The organism is Enterococcus sp. DIV0174, assembly GCF_050529065.1.
GTDB classification, from domain to species: Bacteria; Bacillota; Bacilli; order Lactobacillales; family Enterococcaceae; genus Enterococcus_B; species Enterococcus_B thailandicus.
In genome coordinates this window covers 382844-400036 of sequence record NZ_CP172881.1, presented here as the reverse complement: position 1 = coordinate 400036, position 17193 = coordinate 382844, and the positions used below count along the sequence as shown (strand labels likewise).

Below are 17193 nucleotides of genomic sequence, written 5' to 3'. Positions count from 1 at the left end.
AGTTTTTTATTGCTTATTGCAATTGAAGTACAGCACCAGGCGTTAAGAAATAATCATCCATCGTCATTCCATTCAATGCTAAGATTGTTTCGACTGGTACACCTGTACGTTGTGCAACTTGATTGGGGCCTTCACCAGCTAATACAACAGTTGTTGCAGATTGATTCGTTGTAGTTTCTGACGTATCAGTCATTTGATTACTTGTTGTTTCAGCCGTTTGTTCGGTAGTTGAAGTCATTGTTTCTTCTGAGGTTGAACTACTTGTTTCCTGTTTGTTTGCTTCTTCAGCTTGCAGCGCACTACTCGTTCGTAAATAAATATCTGATATTTTTGCTACTTCAGTTGTGTATTTACTTGATAGCTGGTCAACCAAAGAATTAATATCGACAGTTGAGGAACTATCTGCTTGATGTGCAGCTTTTAATTTGCTGATTCCTTCATTTGAAATTGCTTGTAGTGCTAATGCTTTCTGATTAGCAATCGAAGATAATCCTGCAACCCCATTTTGATTTGATTGAATTTCTGTTTGATATTCATCAATCAATATTGGTGTTTGTTCAGTCAACTTCTCTGAGTAAGTCGTCAAAATCGTTTGTAGTTCATCTGCTGACTCTTTATCTGTGCTACTCGTTTCTGTTGATGATTTTGTTGAACTATCGGTTGTTTTTGTCGCTTTTTTACTTTGTTTTTTCTTCGCTTTTTTTTCATTTTTTTGCGTTGAAGAAACAGTTGTTTCAGGTGTTTCTTTGGCACTAGAAGTTGATTTTCCGAACTGCGTCAATCCCCAGACTGAGCCGCCAATCACCAAGACTGCTACCAAACAGGCACCAATAATCAACAATCTTTTTTGCATTCGTTGCTTTTGCTGACGCCTTCTAGACATCCGAACATTTTCATCTCGTTCATTTTTGTTTTTCAATAAGTTCACCACCAATAATTTATGTTAAAAATAGTGTTATGCCTTATCCTCATTGTAACAAATAACAATAGTTATGCACATTTTTTTCTTAAAATTTTCTAATCCTTTTTACCACTCACGATGATTCCATGATTTTCCATCAATTTCTCCCTGCAGTTGAGCGATGCGCTCGTCGCTTTCTTTGACTAATTTTTTCAATTCAAATAACAAAGCAGCATCCTCATAATGAACATTTTTTTCATTCAGCTCGTCAATTTGTTGCTGTAACCACTCACTACTCATTCATTTTCCTCCTTTAATTCACCCAGTGTGAAGGTCAAGTCTTCGATCATCTCCTGTTGTTCTTTTAAGCCATCTAGGAGATAGGATTTTTGCGGTTCTGAAAAATGCGTATTTTTTTCTATTTGTTCAAGAAACCAGTTGATTCGCTGAACAAGACTTGGTTTTCCAGTTAAAGAAAGATATTGCTGATAAGCAATTAAGCGTTCAAATCGTATCTCTGAAGTCTGATACATAAATTGTGCTAATACGAATGGAGGCAAATAATTCATTTGAAATTTGTGTGCAATTCGTTGATATGGTCGCAAAAATTCAGACAGCGTGAACTCTTCTTTTCCGCCTGCTTGATATTCTTTTTCTGCAACGCCAGTCGTTACTACAACACCAAAATCTTTTCCTTTTAGCACTTTACTTGCTTTAGCCAACACTGTGTCTTGCCATATTTTTAAATGTGCAGGTGCGCTATACCAATAAAGAGGAAATTGGAAAATGATTCGCTCGTGCGTTGCTAACAACGCTAATTCGTCATTTTGGTTGATTTCTCCGGCTGGATAGACAGATTCTAAATGATGCCATGTAATCGAAAGCGATTGAGATGCCTCTTTAAAAAATTGTTGATTCAATGATTCTTGAAGATTGGGATGGCTGACAATTACTAATGTCTTCATCACGATTACGTCCTTTCTTCTTCGTACTGTTTCATAGTTTAGCATAACAAATAGACTTAGTTGATCATTATGCCTCAGCTTCAGCAAGACGTTTTTTACCCCACTCTTTTTTGATAGGTATATAATAAAATTATTAAAGCAAAGAGGCGAGAAATATGAAAACTGTAACAGCAAAAGAAATAGAAGATTATTTAACCAATCGTTTGGGTGGAATTAGCGTAATTGACATCCATATTGAATTTCCAAACGATCTTCAAGCATTTCATATTGAAGGTGAAAATGACTACTATCTCTTACAAGATGCCCAAAAAATGTATCATTTACTTGATGGGAAACGTGAGGAAAAATTAGTAGGAGAAGATCCCGAAAAATTTTTAGCGCATGTCATTCAACTAATTACCAATGAAGATACCACTGTCACTTACTAATCATTTAAGCTTGAAAATGATTTTCTCCTTATAAAAAAGTGCCGCAAAGACCTGAACAGATCTTTGCGGCACTTTTTTATTTCATTATTTTGAGGCACGTTTGATATAAGAACCTTCAGTTGTATTGATTTCTAATAACTCATCTACTTCAACAAAGTCAGGAACGTTGACAACTAAGCCAGTTTCCATTGTTGCTGGTTTACCTGAACCAGTTACTGTTGCACCTTTGATTGAAGGTTGTGTTTCAACAACACGTAAAACAACAGTTGTTGGTAATTGCACACCGATTACTTCGCTGCCGAAAAATTGAATTTTTACTTCCATATTTTCTAGGATGTATTTCATTTCTTCTTCAACTGTTTCAACAGGAATCTCATATTGTTCATATGTTTCTAGATCCATGAAGAACGCTGTGTCATCCATTGTATACAAGTATTGAACAGCTTTTGTATCAATGTGTGCTTTTTCAAATTTTTCTTCTGGGCGGAAAGTTGTATCATATGTTGCACCAGAACGAACATCTTTTAGTTTCATACGCATAACTGTATTTCCTTTACCAGGTTTGTGGTGACTTGCGTCTAAAACTTTAATTAATTTTCCATCTTGTACAAATGTCATACCGGCTTTTAAATCGCTTGCTGAAATCATTTAAATTGCTCCTTTTTTGTTTATCATCATCTTTTTTATTGTATCAAACAACAGTGGATAAGACTAGCAAATCTTCATTTTTATCTAGCAACACTTCTTCATTTGATTCTGTGATTCACTTTATCATGCACTCTATCCAATTATTCCTATCACTAAAAATCACCGAATACTTTGACTCTGACATTTTTTCATGCTATTTTTGATAAAAATATTACTGGAGGAACAGACATGATGAACACACAAAGTAACTTCAATCAATTGATTACTTGTTGTTGTATGGTGCAAAAAAGCAGCATACTATTTGCCGTGTCTATTAATTGCCCTTCATAATTTACGTGTACTCTCTGGAAAAGCACGAATAATTTATGGTATCTAGGAGCTGATTTAATAGTCAGCTCCTTTTTTTTATCGAATTTTTAGGAGGAAGCTATGATATTAACAACGATTCATGATTATATTGGCAAGACACCTTTATTTGAGTTTACGCATGATGCTTATGAAATACCAAAAGATTCAAAAATCTATGCGAAACTTGAATATTTGAATCCTGGAGGTAGCGTTAAAGATCGACTTGGTTTTTATTTGATTGAACAAGGTTTGAAAACTGGCAAGATCAACCAAGACACAACGATCATTGAGCCAACCGCTGGCAATACCGGAATTGGTTTAGCCTTAGCTGCTTTAAACTACCATTTAAAAACTATTTTTGTAGTACCAGAAAAGTTTAGTATTGAAAAACAACAACTTATGAAGGCACTAGGTGCAGAAATCATTCATACCCCTACTTCACTTGGAATGGTCGGTGCTATCAAAAAAAGTCAGGAGTTAGCAGCCAAATTAGAAAATGTTTATCTCCCAAAACAATTTGAAAATCCTGACAATCCAGCAACTTATTATCACACACTTGGACCAGAGTTGATTGACGAACTGGCAGGAAAAATAGATAGTTTCGTGGCTGGAATTGGTAGTGGCGGAACTTTTTCTGGCACAGCAAGTTATCTTAAAGAACAGATAAGTGATATTCGACTAATTGGTGTTGAACCCGAAGGCTCTATTTTGAATGGTGGCAAAGCAGCTTCTCATGAAATTGAAGGAATTGGTGTAGAATTTATTCCTCCGTTTATTGAGTCTTTGCCTATTACTCGTTTTGAAACTATCTCAGATGAGGAAGGATTCTATTACACGCGTGCTTTAGCTAAAAATCAAGGATTATTAGTTGGTAGTTCAAGTGGTGCCGCTTTTGCAGCATCCCTCAAAGAAGTGCAACAATTGCCTGCAGGAAGCACAATCGTAACCATCTTCCCTGATGCAAGTGATCGTTATCTGTCAAAAAATATTTATTTATAGGAGGAATAAAAATGCATATTCAAACAAAATTAATTCATGGTGGTATTAGTGAAGATCCAACAACGGGTGCTGTTAGTGTTCCAATTTATCAAACCTCAACTTACCGGCAAAACGGTGTTGGTCAACCAAAAAAATACGAGTATTCTCGTTCAGGTAATCCAACCCGATTTGCATTAGAAGAACTAATTGCAGACCTTGAAGGTGGAATCCAAGGCTTTGCTTTCTCGTCAGGATTGGCAGGAATCCATACAGTTTTATCACTGTTTGAACCTGGTGACCATATCTTACTCGGTGATGATGTTTATGGCGGAACTTTTCGATTAGTTGATAAAGTATTTTCTAAAATCGGTTTAGAATACACAATTATTGATACGAGTGATCTTAAACAAATTGAGCAAGCGATTCAACCAAACACAAAGGCACTTTATCTTGAAACACCAAGTAATCCACTCCTTAAAATTACTGATCTAAAAACTAGTCTTGCCATCGCAAAAAAACATAATCTATTAACAATCGTTGACAATACATTTGCGACACCTTATTTCCAACAGCCATTGGCACTTGGCGCAGATATCATTGTTCACAGTGGTACGAAATATCTTGGTGGACACAGTGATGTTGTTGCTGGTTTAGTCACCACTAATAAAGCAGACTTAGCGGAAAAAATTGGCTTTTTACAAAATGCGATGGGTGCAGTCTTAGGCCCTCAGGATAGTTGGCTAATCCAACGTGGGATCAAAACGCTAAGTGTGCGAATGGAAGCACATCAAAAAAATGCTTTAGCAGTAGCAACTTTTCTTGAGAATCATCCAGCTGTTGAAACTGTTTATTATCCTGGACTAACAAGTCATCCAAACTATCAGATTGCAAAAACACAAATGAGTGGTTTTAGTGGTATGGTCTCTTTTGACTTAAAAGAAGATGCAAAAGCAGTACCTTTTGTTGAATCATTAAAATTATTTATTCTAGCAGAAAGCTTAGGTGGCGTAGAAAGTCTAGTTGAGGTTCCTTCGATTATGACTCATGCTTCTATTCCAAAAGATAAACGTGAAAAAGCAGGAATCAAAGATGGGTTGATTCGTCTTTCTGTAGGTATCGAACATATAGATGATTTATTAGCAGACTTAACCCAAGCCTTAGATAAAATGGAAAGTACTAAATAAATTTCTTCATTTATAGAAATAAGGTTAAAAATCAAAGATGTACCTATAACTTATTCTAAATAAATGTTAGAATTTAGCTATCACTACTGAACAAAAAATGAATCGAGGTAACTTACATGAAAATGAATGTTGAAAGTTTCAATCTAGACCACACAAAAGTAAAAGCACCTTATATCCGTGTTGCTGATCGCAAAACTGGTGAAAATGGTGACATGATCATTAAATATGATGTCCGCTTCAAACAACCAAACAAAGAGCATATGGAGATGCCAAGCTTACATTCACTTGAACATTTAACAGCTGAACTAATTCGTAATCATGCTGACTACATTGTGGATTGGTCGCCGATGGGCTGCCAAACAGGTTTTTACCTAACTGTGCTGAATCATGAAAGTTATGACGATGTACTAGATGTTTTAGAAAAAACAATGAAGGACGTTCTTGAAGCTACTGAAGTACCCGCAAGCAATGAAACGCAATGTGGTTGGGCTGCAAGTCACACTTTAGAGGGTGCGCAAGCACTAGCACGTGAATTCTTAGCAAAACGAGATGAATGGTCTGACGTCTTTGCATAATTTAACTAAAAAAACTGAGAGCTTTTAAACAAGCTTCTCAGTTTTTTTGTTCTATAATAAGTGTGTACTTACTCAATTAGTAAAGGAGAATTTTTATGACAGTTTATGATTTTGATGCAACTTTGGAAAATGGAACTACTTACTCTCTAAACGACTACCGGAATCATCCAATGATTATCGTTAATACTGCAACCAAATGTGGACTTGCTCCACAATTTGAGCAGCTTGAACAACTTTACACTACCTATAAAGAAAAAGGATTAGTCGTTTTAGGCTTTCCTTCCAACCAATTTAAACAAGAACTGGATTCTGCTGAAGAAGCGGCGCAAGCTTGTCGAACTACTTATGGTGTTTCATTTCCAATGCATCAATTAGTCGAATTAAATGGAGCAGCTACTGATCCTTTATTCGCCTATTTGAAGGAAAATGCACCTGGTACAATGACTAACGCAATTAAATGGAATTTCACCAAATTTTTAATTGATAAAGATGGAGCTGTCATCAAACGCTTTGCACCACAGACTTCTCCTGAAAAGATGATTGATGATATCGAAAAGCTTCTTGCTGAATAGTAAAAAGAATACAAAAAAACAGATGAGTTTAATCATTCATCTGTTTTTTACCGTTGCGTGGCGACGTCCTACTCTCACAAGGGGCAACCCCTCACTACAATCGGCGCTAAGAAGCTTAACTTCTGTGTTCGGCATGGTTACAGGTGTATCCTTCTCGCTATCGCCACCACACTGTGGTGTTATCTTATTGAGTTTGCTTTTGCTCACTCAAAACTGGATTTGAAGTAATCTCAACTCTACCGAGTTTTTTCTTTTACCATTCTTGGTTAAGTCCTCGATCGATTAGTATCAGTCCGCTCCATACATCACTGTACTTCCACTTCTGACCTATCTACCTGATCATCTCTCAGGGATCTTACTTTCTTAAAGAAATGGGAAATCTCATCTTGAGGTGGGCTTCACACTTAGATGCTTTCAGCGTTTATCCCTTCCCTACATAGCTACCCAGCAATGCCCTTGGCAGAACAACTGGTACACCAGCGGTAAGTCCATCCCGGTCCTCTCGTACTAAGGACAGCTCCTCTCAAATTTCCAACGCCCGCGACGGATAGGGACCGAACTGTCTCACGACGTTCTGAACCCAGCTCGCGTGCCGCTTTAATGGGCGAACAGCCCAACCCTTGGGACCGACTACAGCCCCAGGATGCGACGAGCCGACATCGAGGTGCCAAACCTCCCCGTCGATGTGGACTCTTGGGGGAGATAAGCCTGTTATCCCCAGGGTAGCTTTTATCCGTTGAGCGATGGCCCTTCCATGCGGAACCACCGGATCACTAAGCCCGACTTTCGTCCCTGCTCGACTTGTTGGTCTCGCAGTCAAGCTCCCTTCTGCCTTTACACTCTTCGAATGATTTCCAACCATTCTGAGGGAACCTTTGGGCGCCTCCGTTACCTTTTAGGAGGCGACCGCCCCAGTCAAACTGCCCATCTGACACTGTCTCCCACCACGATTAGTGGTGCGGGTTAGAGTGGCCATAACGCAGGGGTAGTATCCCACCAGCGCCTCCATCGAAACTAGCGTTCCGATTTCTACGGCTCCTACCTATCCTGTACATGCGGTACAGACACTCAATATCAAACTACAGTAAAGCTCCATGGGGTCTTTCCGTCCTGTCGCGGGTAACCTGCATCTTCACAGGTACTAAAATTTCACCGAGTCTCTCGTTGAGACAGTGCCCAAATCGTTACGCCTTTCGTGCGGGTCGGAACTTACCCGACAAGGAATTTCGCTACCTTAGGACCGTTATAGTTACGGCCGCCGTTTACTGGGGCTTCAATTCGTACCTTCGCTTACGCTAAGCACTCCTCTTAACCTTCCAGCACCGGGCAGGCGTCAGCCCCTATACTTCATCTTACGATTTTGCAGAGACCTGTGTTTTTGATAAACAGTCGCTTGGGCCTATTCACTGCGGCTGATCTGACGATCAGCACCCCTTCTCCCGAAGTTACGGGGTCATTTTGCCGAGTTCCTTAACGAGAGTTCTCTCGCTCACCTTAGGATTCTCTCCTCGACTACCTGTGTCGGTTTGCGGTACGGGCCGTTGTTTTCTCACTAGAAGCTTTTCTTGGCAGTGTGACATCAGGAACTTCGGTACTATTATTTCCCTCCCCATCACAGCTTGTCCTTAAAAGATTAAGCATTTGACTCAACCTAAGACTTACTGCTTGGACAGACATTTCCAATCGTCTGCATTCCTTAGCCTCCTGCGTCCCTCCATTGTTCAAACAAAAACAACGGGTACAGGAATATCAACCTGTTATCCATCGCCTACGCCTTTCGGCCTCGGCTTAGGTCCCGACTAACCCTGGGCGGACGAGCCTTCCCCAGGAAACCTTAGTCATTCGGTGGACAGGATTCTCACCTGTCTTTCGCTACTCATACCGGCATTCTCACTTCTAAGCGCTCCAGCAGTCCTCACGATCTACCTTCAACGCCCTTAGAACGCTCTCCTACCATAACACCATAGGTGTTATCCACAGCTTCGGTAATATGTTTAGCCCCGGTACATTTTCGGCGCAGGGTCACTCGACTAGTGAGCTATTACGCACTCTTTAAATGGTGGCTGCTTCTGAGCCAACATCCTAGTTGTCTGTGCAACCCCACATCCTTTTCCACTTAACATATATTTTGGGACCTTAGCTGGTGGTCTGGGCTGTTTCCCTTTCGACTATGGATCTTATCACTCACAGTCTGACTCCCGGATATGAATGAATGGCATTCGGAGTTTATCTGAATTCGGTAACCCGAGATGGGCCCCTAGTCCAAACAGTGCTCTACCTCCATCATTCTCAATTCCGAGGCTAGCCCTAAAGCTATTTCGGAGAGAACCAGCTATCTCCAAGTTCGTTTGGAATTTCTCCGCTACCCACACCTCATCCCCGCACTTTTCAACGTACGTGGGTTCGGTCCTCCAGTGCGTTTTACCGCACCTTCAACCTGGACATGGGTAGATCACATGGTTTCGGGTCTACAACTACATACTCAAACGCCCTATTCAGACTCGCTTTCGCTACGGCTCCGTCTCTTCGACTTAACCTCGCATGCAATCGTAACTCGCCGGTTCATTCTACAAAAGGCACGCCATCACCCATTAACGGGCTTTGACTTGTTGTAGGCACACGGTTTCAGGTTCTATTTCACTCCCCTTCCGGGGTGCTTTTCACCTTTCCCTCACGGTACTGGTTCACTATCGGTCACTAGGGAGTATTTAGCCTTGGGAGATGGTCCTCCCGGATTCCGACGGAATTCCTCGTGTTCCGCCGTACTCAGGATCCTCCTAGGTGTCTTCCAAATTTCATCTACGGGGTTTTTACCCTCTTTGACTGACTTTTCCAAGTCATTCGATTATCTGAAAAAACTACCATATCGGAGTCCTACAACCCCAACAAGCAAGCTTGTTGGTTTGGGCTTTTCCCGTTTCGCTCGCCGCTACTCAGGGAATCGAATTTTCTTTCTCTTCCTGCAGGTACTTAGATGTTTCAGTTCTCTGCGTCTACCTCAAATATGCTATGTATTCACATATTTGTAACATCCTATAAAAGATGCTGGGTTCCCCCATTCGGAAATCTCTGGATCATAGCTTACGTACAGCTCCCCAAAGCATATCGGTGTTAGTCCCGTCCTTCATCGGCTCCTAGTGCCAAGGCATCCACCGTGCGCCCTTATTCACTTAACCTTATCAACCTTACGGTTGGGTTTTGACATCATTTCTAGCGATAGAAACTAGTCAAGAAAAATAAGCAATTGAACTTATTAAAAAACTCATTCAACGCGGTGTTCTCGGTTTGTTTTGATCTTACTTCAAATATCCAGTTTTCAATGAACAAAGTGTTTTGAGAGTAAACCTCTCAAAACTGAACAAAGTAATGATGACAAACGTGTGTAGTCTCCGTAATATTCCTTAGAAAGGAGGTGATCCAGCCGCACCTTCCGATACGGCTACCTTGTTACGACTTCACCCCAATCATCTATCCCACCTTAGGCGGCTGGCTCCAAAAAGGTTACCTCACCGACTTCGGGTGTTACAAACTTTCGTGGTGTGACGGGCGGTGTGTACAAGGCCCGGGAACGTATTCACCGCGGCGTGCTGATCCGCGATTACTAGCGATTCCGGCTTCATGTAGGCGAGTTGCAGCCTACAATCCGAACTGAGAGAAGCTTTAAGAGATTAGCTTAGCCTCGCGACTTCGCGACTCGTTGTACTTCCCATTGTAGCACGTGTGTAGCCCAGGTCATAAGGGGCATGATGATTTGACGTCATCCCCACCTTCCTCCGGTTTGTCACCGGCAGTCTTGCTAGAGTGCCCAACTAAATGATGGCAACTAACAATAAGGGTTGCGCTCGTTGCGGGACTTAACCCAACATCTCACGACACGAGCTGACGACAACCATGCACCACCTGTCACTTTGCCCCCGAAGGGGAAGCTCTATCTCTAGAGTAGTCAAAGGATGTCAAGACCTGGTAAGGTTCTTCGCGTTGCTTCGAATTAAACCACATGCTCCACCGCTTGTGCGGGCCCCCGTCAATTCCTTTGAGTTTCAACCTTGCGGTCGTACTCCCCAGGCGGAGTGCTTAATGCGTTAGCTGCAGCACTGAAGGGCGGAAACCCTCCAACACTTAGCACTCATCGTTTACGGCGTGGACTACCAGGGTATCTAATCCTGTTTGCTCCCCACGCTTTCGAGCCTCAGCGTCAGTTACAGACCAGAGAGTCGCCTTCGCCACTGGTGTTCCTCCATATATCTACGCATTTCACCGCTACACATGGAATTCCACTCTCCTCTTCTGCACTCAAGTCTCCCAGTTTCCAATGACCCTCCCCGGTTGAGCCGGGGGCTTTCACATCAGACTTAAGAAACCGCCTGCGCTCGCTTTACGCCCAATAAATCCGGACAACGCTTGCCACCTACGTATTACCGCGGCTGCTGGCACGTAGTTAGCCGTGGCTTTCTGGTTAGATACCGTCAAGGGATGAACAGTTACTCTCATCCTTGTTCTTCTCTAACAACAGAGTTTTACGATCCGAAAACCTTCTTCACTCACGCGGCGTTGCTCGGTCAGACTTTCGTCCATTGCCGAAGATTCCCTACTGCTGCCTCCCGTAGGAGTTTGGGCCGTGTCTCAGTCCCAATGTGGCCGATCACCCTCTCAGGTCGGCTATGCATCGTGGCCTTGGTGAGCCGTTACCTCACCAACTAGCTAATGCACCGCGGGTCCATCCATCAGCGACACCCGAAAGCGCCTTTCAAATCAAAACCATGCGGTTTCGATTGTTATACGGTATTAGCACCTGTTTCCAAGTGTTATCCCCTTCTGATGGGCAGGTTACCCACGTGTTACTCACCCGTTCGCCACTCCTTTTCTTTCGGTGGAGCAAGCTCCGGTGAAAGAAAAAGCGTACGACTTGCATGTATTAGGCACGCCGCCAGCGTTCGTCCTGAGCCAGGATCAAACTCTCATAATAAAAGTTAGAACAATCTTTCGATTGTTAAGCTCAATTTGTTTGCTAGCATATTGCTTGCTGTTTAAAAATGTTTGTTGTCTTGAATTGAATCAAGACGCCCTACACATTTGGTTTGTCTTACTTTGTTCAGTTTTCAAAGGTCTACTTGAATTGCCGTAGCAACTTTTATATCATATCAGAGTGACGTTTGAATGTCAACTCTTTTTTTAAAAAAAGTTTTTTTGATTTCGTTTGAGAAATCTTTCAGCAACTCATTTATCATATCGCATCGTTTGTTATTTGTCAAGAACTTTTTTGAATTTTTTCTTGATGAAATCAAGCTTCATAAGCAGTCCTTTTTAAACGACTTAGTTATCTTATCATGTGATAATTCACATGTCAACAACTATTTTTCATGTTATTTACGAAAGTTTCATGAATGTTACTTTCGCAACAACGGGAATAAATATATCATGTAATTTTTTACCTGTCAATAAGTATCAATATATTTTTTTAACCAAAAATAAAGATCTTGATATACCACCTTTTGGTTGATTTCATTAAGCAATTCGTGGCGTGCTTCTTCATATAGCAAAAGTGTTACTTGACTAGTAGTATATTCTTTCACTACTTGGACAAAGGTTTGAACACCACGGCCATTCGCACCTACTGGATCCTTCGCTCCCGAAACAACTAACATTGGAAGATGATCTGGAATCCGTTGTACTTCATCACGGCTACAAGCTTGTCTAACTAATCGGAATAGCTCTTTATAAGAAGACGCTGTAAAAATAAATTGCGTTCTAGGGTCCAGTAAATACTTATCCACCTCTATTTCATCACGCGTAAGCCAATCTTTTGAAGTTCTTGCAGGTTCAAATTGTCGATTAAACCCGCCAAATGCTAATTGATCTAGAAATTTTGAACGATACATTGCTCCGCGAATAGTGACGATTGTCGAAGCCATTAATTCAGCAACTGTCATCTCTTTGGGATTGTGCCACCCAGTCCCCATAATAATTACACCGGAAAAATTCGTCTCAAACTGTGCCAAATAATTTCTTACCAAAAAAGAACCCATACTATGACCAAAAATAAAATGTGGGAGTGTTGGATATTGTTCACTAATTTTTTCATTTACTGTATGAATATCTGAAAGTAAGAGTTCTGAACCATTTTCATCTGCAAAATGGCCAAAATGTTCCTTTGATTGAATAGACTGGCCGTGTCCCAAGTGATCATGCCCTACCACAATAATCCCATTTTTATTAAGATACTCAGCGAATAGATCATAACGTTCGATAAATTCAACCATCCCATGAACAATCTGTAAAGTGGCTACGGGCTGTTGCTCAGGATACCAACAGCTTACTTCCACCATAGTCTTTCCATCAGCAGATAGAAACTGTACTTGCTTTTTCATATTAAAAACGCCTCGCTTTTTTCTTTTATTCTATATAACGTTACTTAGATAGTATTACTTACTATTTTATCTTAGCAATCATGGTTAACTAATCAATAGTTAACTATAAAGATACCTTAAAGTGATTGCAAGCGTTGTTCCTTACCTCTATATAATATTCAATATAATATTCAATTTTTGAAACATCAAAAAAAGAGTAGACACGATTACGTCCTACTCTTCACTCAAATTTATTCATGAACAACTAACTGTTCTAATAATTGTTCATCATAGCCAATAAATAAAACATCATCAATAATAATCAGCGGACGTCTCAAGACTTCTGTGTGCTCTCTACAAAGTGAAATCAACTGAGAATTTTGTAAATTTGATAGATCCACCTGCATTTTGAGAAATGCTTCGGACCAAGTAGCAAACAATTGAGTTGCTTGGACTTCTTTAAAGCTACATAGTTCTTTGGCGTCCTGTATACTCAATGCTGTTTTTTCTAAGTCAATAAATTGATAAGCTAAACGATGATTTTCTAACCACTTTTTAGCTTTCACACAAGTCAAGCAATCTTTTGATCCAAATACTTTTATTCTCACAGGACCTCCCTCTTTCTTTTAATTGGCTAAGAGTTCAACGTGCCATAATTTTGCAAATAAATCAGATTTCGTTCAACACAACGAATTTTTCTGGGAACAAATGAGCGAATTTCATCCTCATTAAAACCAATCAGAATTCTCTTGTCATCAATTAAGATAGGGCGACGAATCAGCGAAGGGTACTCTTTAAACAAAACAATCATTTGTTTAAGCGTTAATTCATTGAAATCCAAACACAATTTTTCATAAATTTTTGACCGAGTGGAAATAATATCCTCAACCCCGCCTTCAGTTGCTGCTAGAATTTCTTTAATCTCTTCTTCAAGTAACGGATCGACAAAAATGTTTTTTTCTTCAAACTCAAGTTGATTCGTTTGCAACCATGCTCTAGCCTTACGACAAGAAGTACAACTAGGTGAGGTATATACTTTTATCATTTTCTCACTCCTCTTTAATTATAATCCCATTTTAACTGAATTATTTCAAAAAGACCAATCATTCGCTAAGTGAACTAAAAAAATTGTGCCACAATTATCAATTGCGGCACAATTTTTTAGTTATTTCCTGAGTTGAATACCAGACTCTTTAATAAAACGAGATGGCTTTAATTGCCGAGTTCCTTTCATTTGCGGTACACACAAATACAGGCGATTTCGAGCTCTGGTCATCGCCACATAAAATAAGCGGCGTTCTTCTTCAATCGTTGTCACAGGTTCTATCTTGATTTGTTCCGACGACACGGCTCCTTTTTCTGCAGCGCCGTTATGTGGCAACGCGCCTTCGTTACAGCCAATCAAGAAAACATTTCTGTAACTCAATCCTTTACTTTTATGAATACTTTGAATACATAACGCATCTAGCTTTCCTTGTCGATAAGCAATCAATCGTGTTTTCAGTTGCTTTGCTTGCGATTGAATTGATTTTTCTAACTCTATCAATTGCAGCAATGTCGGTTGTTTTTTGATTTCTTCTATTAACCAATCGCGCTCACTTTGTTCGAGTTCTTTTTTTGCTCGCGGAAGATTCATGAATAATTGCCAAAACTGGTACATGTTTTTTCTTGGTTGCTGCGTAAATCCTTGTAATTCTTTTACTAATTGCTCAATTTCTTTTTGCCGTGATTTTAATGAGGGTTTCATCTGAACAATGTACGCAGTTAGGTCGGTATCTGACTGTTTTTGAGAGAAGAAACGATCACATTCCGACTTTTTCAAATAACAGTTAATCATGATTTGTCTCAAAATTTGTTGGTAACTTTGCTCTTTTTTCTGACTAGTTGTTGCTCTGTGCCAGTCAAGAAATCTTCTATATAACTGTTGAAAGTTTCGTACACCAAAAATTCCTTCATATGGTGCATCTGCTTCAAGGACAAACGGAATGTCCGTTTGCAAAAGATTCTGTACCAATCTTTGTGTTTGCGAAAGTGAACGGTACAAAATAATAGATTCTTTGTATTTACCTTTCTGTTTGATAAATGTTTGAACCTGGCGAATCACCCACTGGCTTTCTGCTTGAAGATCCTTAAAAGAAATTGCCTCCATAACACCTGCTTCTTTTTGTGCAGGAATCATAGCTTTGGGAATACGATCCCCCTTATTGTAGCTAATCAATCGGTTTGCGCCTTGAACAATTGCGGCACGAGAACGGTAATTCGTTAGTAAGAAGAGTGTTTCAGTCGGATATTCTTGTTCAAATTCTTTGATGTAGGCTGGCTCTGATCCACGAAAACCATAAATACTTTGATCGTCATCTCCGACTACGACTAGCTTGATGTTTGTTCCTTTAGTAATCAATTTTACGACCGCCCATTGCAGAGGATTCGTATCTTGAAACTCATCAATAAATAAAAAATCATATTTCTTGCCAACAAACTGTCGAACATTTTCGTCAAGTAAAGCTTCTTTTAGATTTTGCAAAATATCATTAAAATCAGCCAGATGTTGTTGCTGTTTTAACTCCTTTAGCTCCGTCATCAACAGACCGATGCGTTCAGAAAGTGGTTGATTTGCATTTTTTTCTATTCCATCAAACTTTTCTTTCACCAAATGGATAATTTCTTCTTGCGATAGATTCATGTTTTGCCAATAATCTAAACGCGCTGGCAAATTTTTCTCACCATACTGATCAAAAGAATAAAGATTATATTTACGAATCAATTGCTGTAAAATCGCTCCAATTTTTTGACCAGAATCTTTTGAAAAGTCTCCATGAATACCTTGCATTGCAATGTCTGGGAATTCCTTACAAATTTCATTATAAAGACGAAAGAAAATACTATGGAATGTTCCGATATGTATCGCTGTTTTATGTTGGCTAAAATTATCCACTCTTTTTTTCAATTCATTCGCTGCGTTCCGCGTAAACGTAATCATCAAAATTCGCTGCTCGGCAACTTGTTTTTGTGTCATTAAGTAGACGGCTTTTGCACAAATCGTTTGCGTCTTACCGCTACCAGCGCCAGCAATAATACGAAGATTTTTTTCCATGTCATACGTAATTGCAGCTTTTTGTTCTTGGTTAAACTGATTATAAGAGCGTTTTTCCATCATTTTAAAAAACGAATCATCCACTCTTTCAGCTGGCTGATCTTCTTCAATTAATCCTGGTGCTTCCCCATAAGCAGCCTCATAACTAGCAATTATCTCTTCTTGTAATCGAAAGATTTGTTGAAGTTTGTGATATCTGTTCTTCCAAGACTTCAGCTCATTTTTTAACCGCAACATTTCCTTTTCATTTAGCTGAGTAATCAGTGCCACCAACTTTCTTTTTCAAAATTTTCTTATTTATCGTGTCATTCTTGTTTTCTTTATACTACCAGACCTTTATTGAAAATGAAACGCCGTTATCCAATCACTTTGTTTCAGAAAACTTATCATGTTTTTCGGAAAATTATGCTAAGATAGAGGAAACTACATCAGTAAAATAATAATTGAAGGTGGAAAAATCATGCGTACTTCGTTTCACGAGGATCGTACTATTGGACTGTTACTAACATTTATCGGCGGTGCAATGGATAGTTATACTTACATTCATTACGATGTCTTTGCTTCTGCACAAACTGGTAATATTATTCTGGCAATTATTCAAGCCTTTGATGGCGAATGGATTAGCTTTGGAAAAAAAGTGCTATCAACTCTTTTCTTTTTTCTTGGTATTTTATTGACCAAGTTTTTGATTGATTATTTTCGAAAGCGGGAAAAACATTTTTGGCGATTATTTGTTCTTTACTACGAAGCCCTGATTTTTTTCCTCGTTAGCTTAAGAATAATCAACATTCATCCCTCACTTGTAACAGTTTTGATTGCTTTTACAGCTGCAATCCAATGGGTGTCATTCGATAAAATCAATGGACGTGCCTATACAAATCTTTTTACAACCGGAAATTTGAAAGGTGTGGCAACCAATCTTTATGATTTTTTGATTTCAAAAGAAAAATCTGATTTTGATCAATTTTTTCACTTCCTCACAGTTGTACTAGCATTCATTTTAGGCGCTATCGTTTCTGTTTTTTGTTATCATTTATTTGGTGCTCAAGCTATTTTATTAGTGTCGTTTCTCTTTTTGGCAATGGCACTCAGCCAAACATTCCAGCTTTGGCGCTTTTTCAGAACCAATAAATATCCACTTTGATCAATTGGA

General features: G+C 39.6%; 14 protein-coding genes and 3 rRNA genes. 6 read left to right on the top strand and 11 right to left on the bottom strand.

The annotated features are described in order from the left end of the window. Window positions 1-13: 13 nt before the first annotated feature. From IGJ93_RS01935 to IGJ93_RS01925, 3 genes are all read right to left on the bottom strand, one after another. Window positions 14-919: a peptidoglycan-binding protein LysM gene (locus IGJ93_RS01935; RefSeq protein WP_086270584.1), complete on the bottom strand. Its 906-nt coding sequence runs from the start codon at window positions 917-919 to the stop codon at window positions 14-16. Window positions 920-1027: 108 nt separating this feature from the next. Beyond that, on the bottom strand, window positions 1028-1201 hold the full coding sequence (locus tag IGJ93_RS01930) for a hypothetical protein (RefSeq protein ID WP_169819325.1): 174 nt from the start codon (window positions 1199-1201) through the stop codon (window positions 1028-1030). Beyond that, window positions 1198-1866, bottom strand: coding sequence for an NAD(P)H-dependent oxidoreductase (locus tag IGJ93_RS01925; protein WP_067485382.1), 669 nt, complete (start codon window positions 1864-1866; stop codon window positions 1198-1200). Before IGJ93_RS01925 ends, IGJ93_RS01930 begins: the two co-directional genes overlap by 4 nt. 155 nt (window positions 1867-2021) lie before the next feature. Here IGJ93_RS01925 and IGJ93_RS01920 point away from each other — a divergent pair, with 155 nt between their 5' ends. Next, entirely contained in the window at window positions 2022-2294 is a 273-nt protein-coding gene (locus tag IGJ93_RS01920) for a hypothetical protein (RefSeq protein ID WP_071868765.1), read from the top strand. A gap of 84 nt (window positions 2295-2378) precedes the next feature. Here the strand turns inward: IGJ93_RS01920 and efp are convergent, their stop codons facing one another. Continuing rightward, a complete protein-coding gene (gene efp / locus IGJ93_RS01915; protein ID WP_067485388.1) occupies window positions 2379-2942 on the bottom strand; it encodes an elongation factor P in 564 nt (187 codons plus the stop codon). Window positions 2943-3371: 429 nt separating this feature from the next. Here efp and IGJ93_RS01910 point away from each other — a divergent pair, with 429 nt between their 5' ends. The 4 genes from IGJ93_RS01910 (at window position 3372) to IGJ93_RS01895 (ending at window position 6599) form a co-directional block, all read left to right on the top strand. Beyond that, the gene (locus tag IGJ93_RS01910) at window positions 3372-4289 is read left to right on the top strand and encodes a PLP-dependent cysteine synthase family protein (RefSeq protein ID WP_071868764.1); all 918 of its coding nucleotides are present in this window, start codon (window positions 3372-3374) and stop codon (window positions 4287-4289) included. An 11-nt stretch (window positions 4290-4300) separates the two neighbouring features. After that, a complete protein-coding gene (locus IGJ93_RS01905; protein WP_095803409.1) occupies window positions 4301-5452 on the top strand; it encodes a cystathionine gamma-synthase in 1152 nt (383 codons plus the stop codon). Window positions 5453-5568: 116 nt separating this feature from the next. Continuing rightward, a complete protein-coding gene (locus tag IGJ93_RS01900) occupies window positions 5569-6027 on the top strand; it encodes an S-ribosylhomocysteine lyase (protein ID WP_067485396.1) in 459 nt (152 codons plus the stop codon). Window positions 6028-6122: 95 nt separating this feature from the next. Further along, window positions 6123-6599, top strand: a complete 477-nt coding sequence (locus IGJ93_RS01895) for a glutathione peroxidase (RefSeq protein ID WP_095803408.1) — start codon at window positions 6123-6125, stop codon at window positions 6597-6599. Window positions 6600-6654: 55 nt separating this feature from the next. On the opposite strand, the gene rrf is transcribed toward IGJ93_RS01895, so the two are convergent. From rrf to IGJ93_RS01860, 7 genes are all read right to left on the bottom strand, one after another. Continuing rightward, a 5S ribosomal RNA gene (rrf, locus tag IGJ93_RS01890) occupies window positions 6655-6770 on the bottom strand. Window positions 6771-6861: 91 nt separating this feature from the next. Continuing rightward, window positions 6862-9775, bottom strand: a 23S ribosomal RNA gene (locus tag IGJ93_RS01885). A 229-nt stretch (window positions 9776-10004) separates the two neighbouring features. Further along, window positions 10005-11565, bottom strand: a 16S ribosomal RNA gene (locus tag IGJ93_RS01880). The 16S, 23S and 5S rRNA genes sit together here, the layout of an rRNA operon. Before the next feature lie 469 nt (window positions 11566-12034). Then, window positions 12035-12967: an alpha/beta fold hydrolase gene (locus tag IGJ93_RS01875; RefSeq protein ID WP_071868628.1), complete on the bottom strand. Its 933-nt coding sequence runs from the start codon at window positions 12965-12967 to the stop codon at window positions 12035-12037. Between the two features lie 230 nt (window positions 12968-13197). Next, complete coding sequence (locus IGJ93_RS01870) at window positions 13198-13554, bottom strand: Spx/MgsR family RNA polymerase-binding regulatory protein (protein ID WP_095803407.1); 357 nt, start codon at window positions 13552-13554, stop codon at window positions 13198-13200. Between the two features lie 26 nt (window positions 13555-13580). Next, on the bottom strand, window positions 13581-13991 hold the full coding sequence (spx, locus tag IGJ93_RS01865; protein ID WP_095803406.1) for a transcriptional regulator Spx: 411 nt from the start codon (window positions 13989-13991) through the stop codon (window positions 13581-13583). A 120-nt stretch (window positions 13992-14111) separates the two neighbouring features. Then, window positions 14112-16277, bottom strand: a complete 2166-nt coding sequence (locus IGJ93_RS01860) for an ATP-dependent helicase (protein ID WP_095803896.1) — start codon at window positions 16275-16277, stop codon at window positions 14112-14114. A gap of 223 nt (window positions 16278-16500) precedes the next feature. On the opposite strand from IGJ93_RS01860, the gene IGJ93_RS01855 reads away from it, so the two are divergent. Then, window positions 16501-17184, top strand: coding sequence for a YoaK family protein (locus IGJ93_RS01855; protein ID WP_071868625.1), 684 nt, complete (start codon window positions 16501-16503; stop codon window positions 17182-17184). The last annotated feature ends 9 nt before the right edge of the window (window positions 17185-17193 follow it).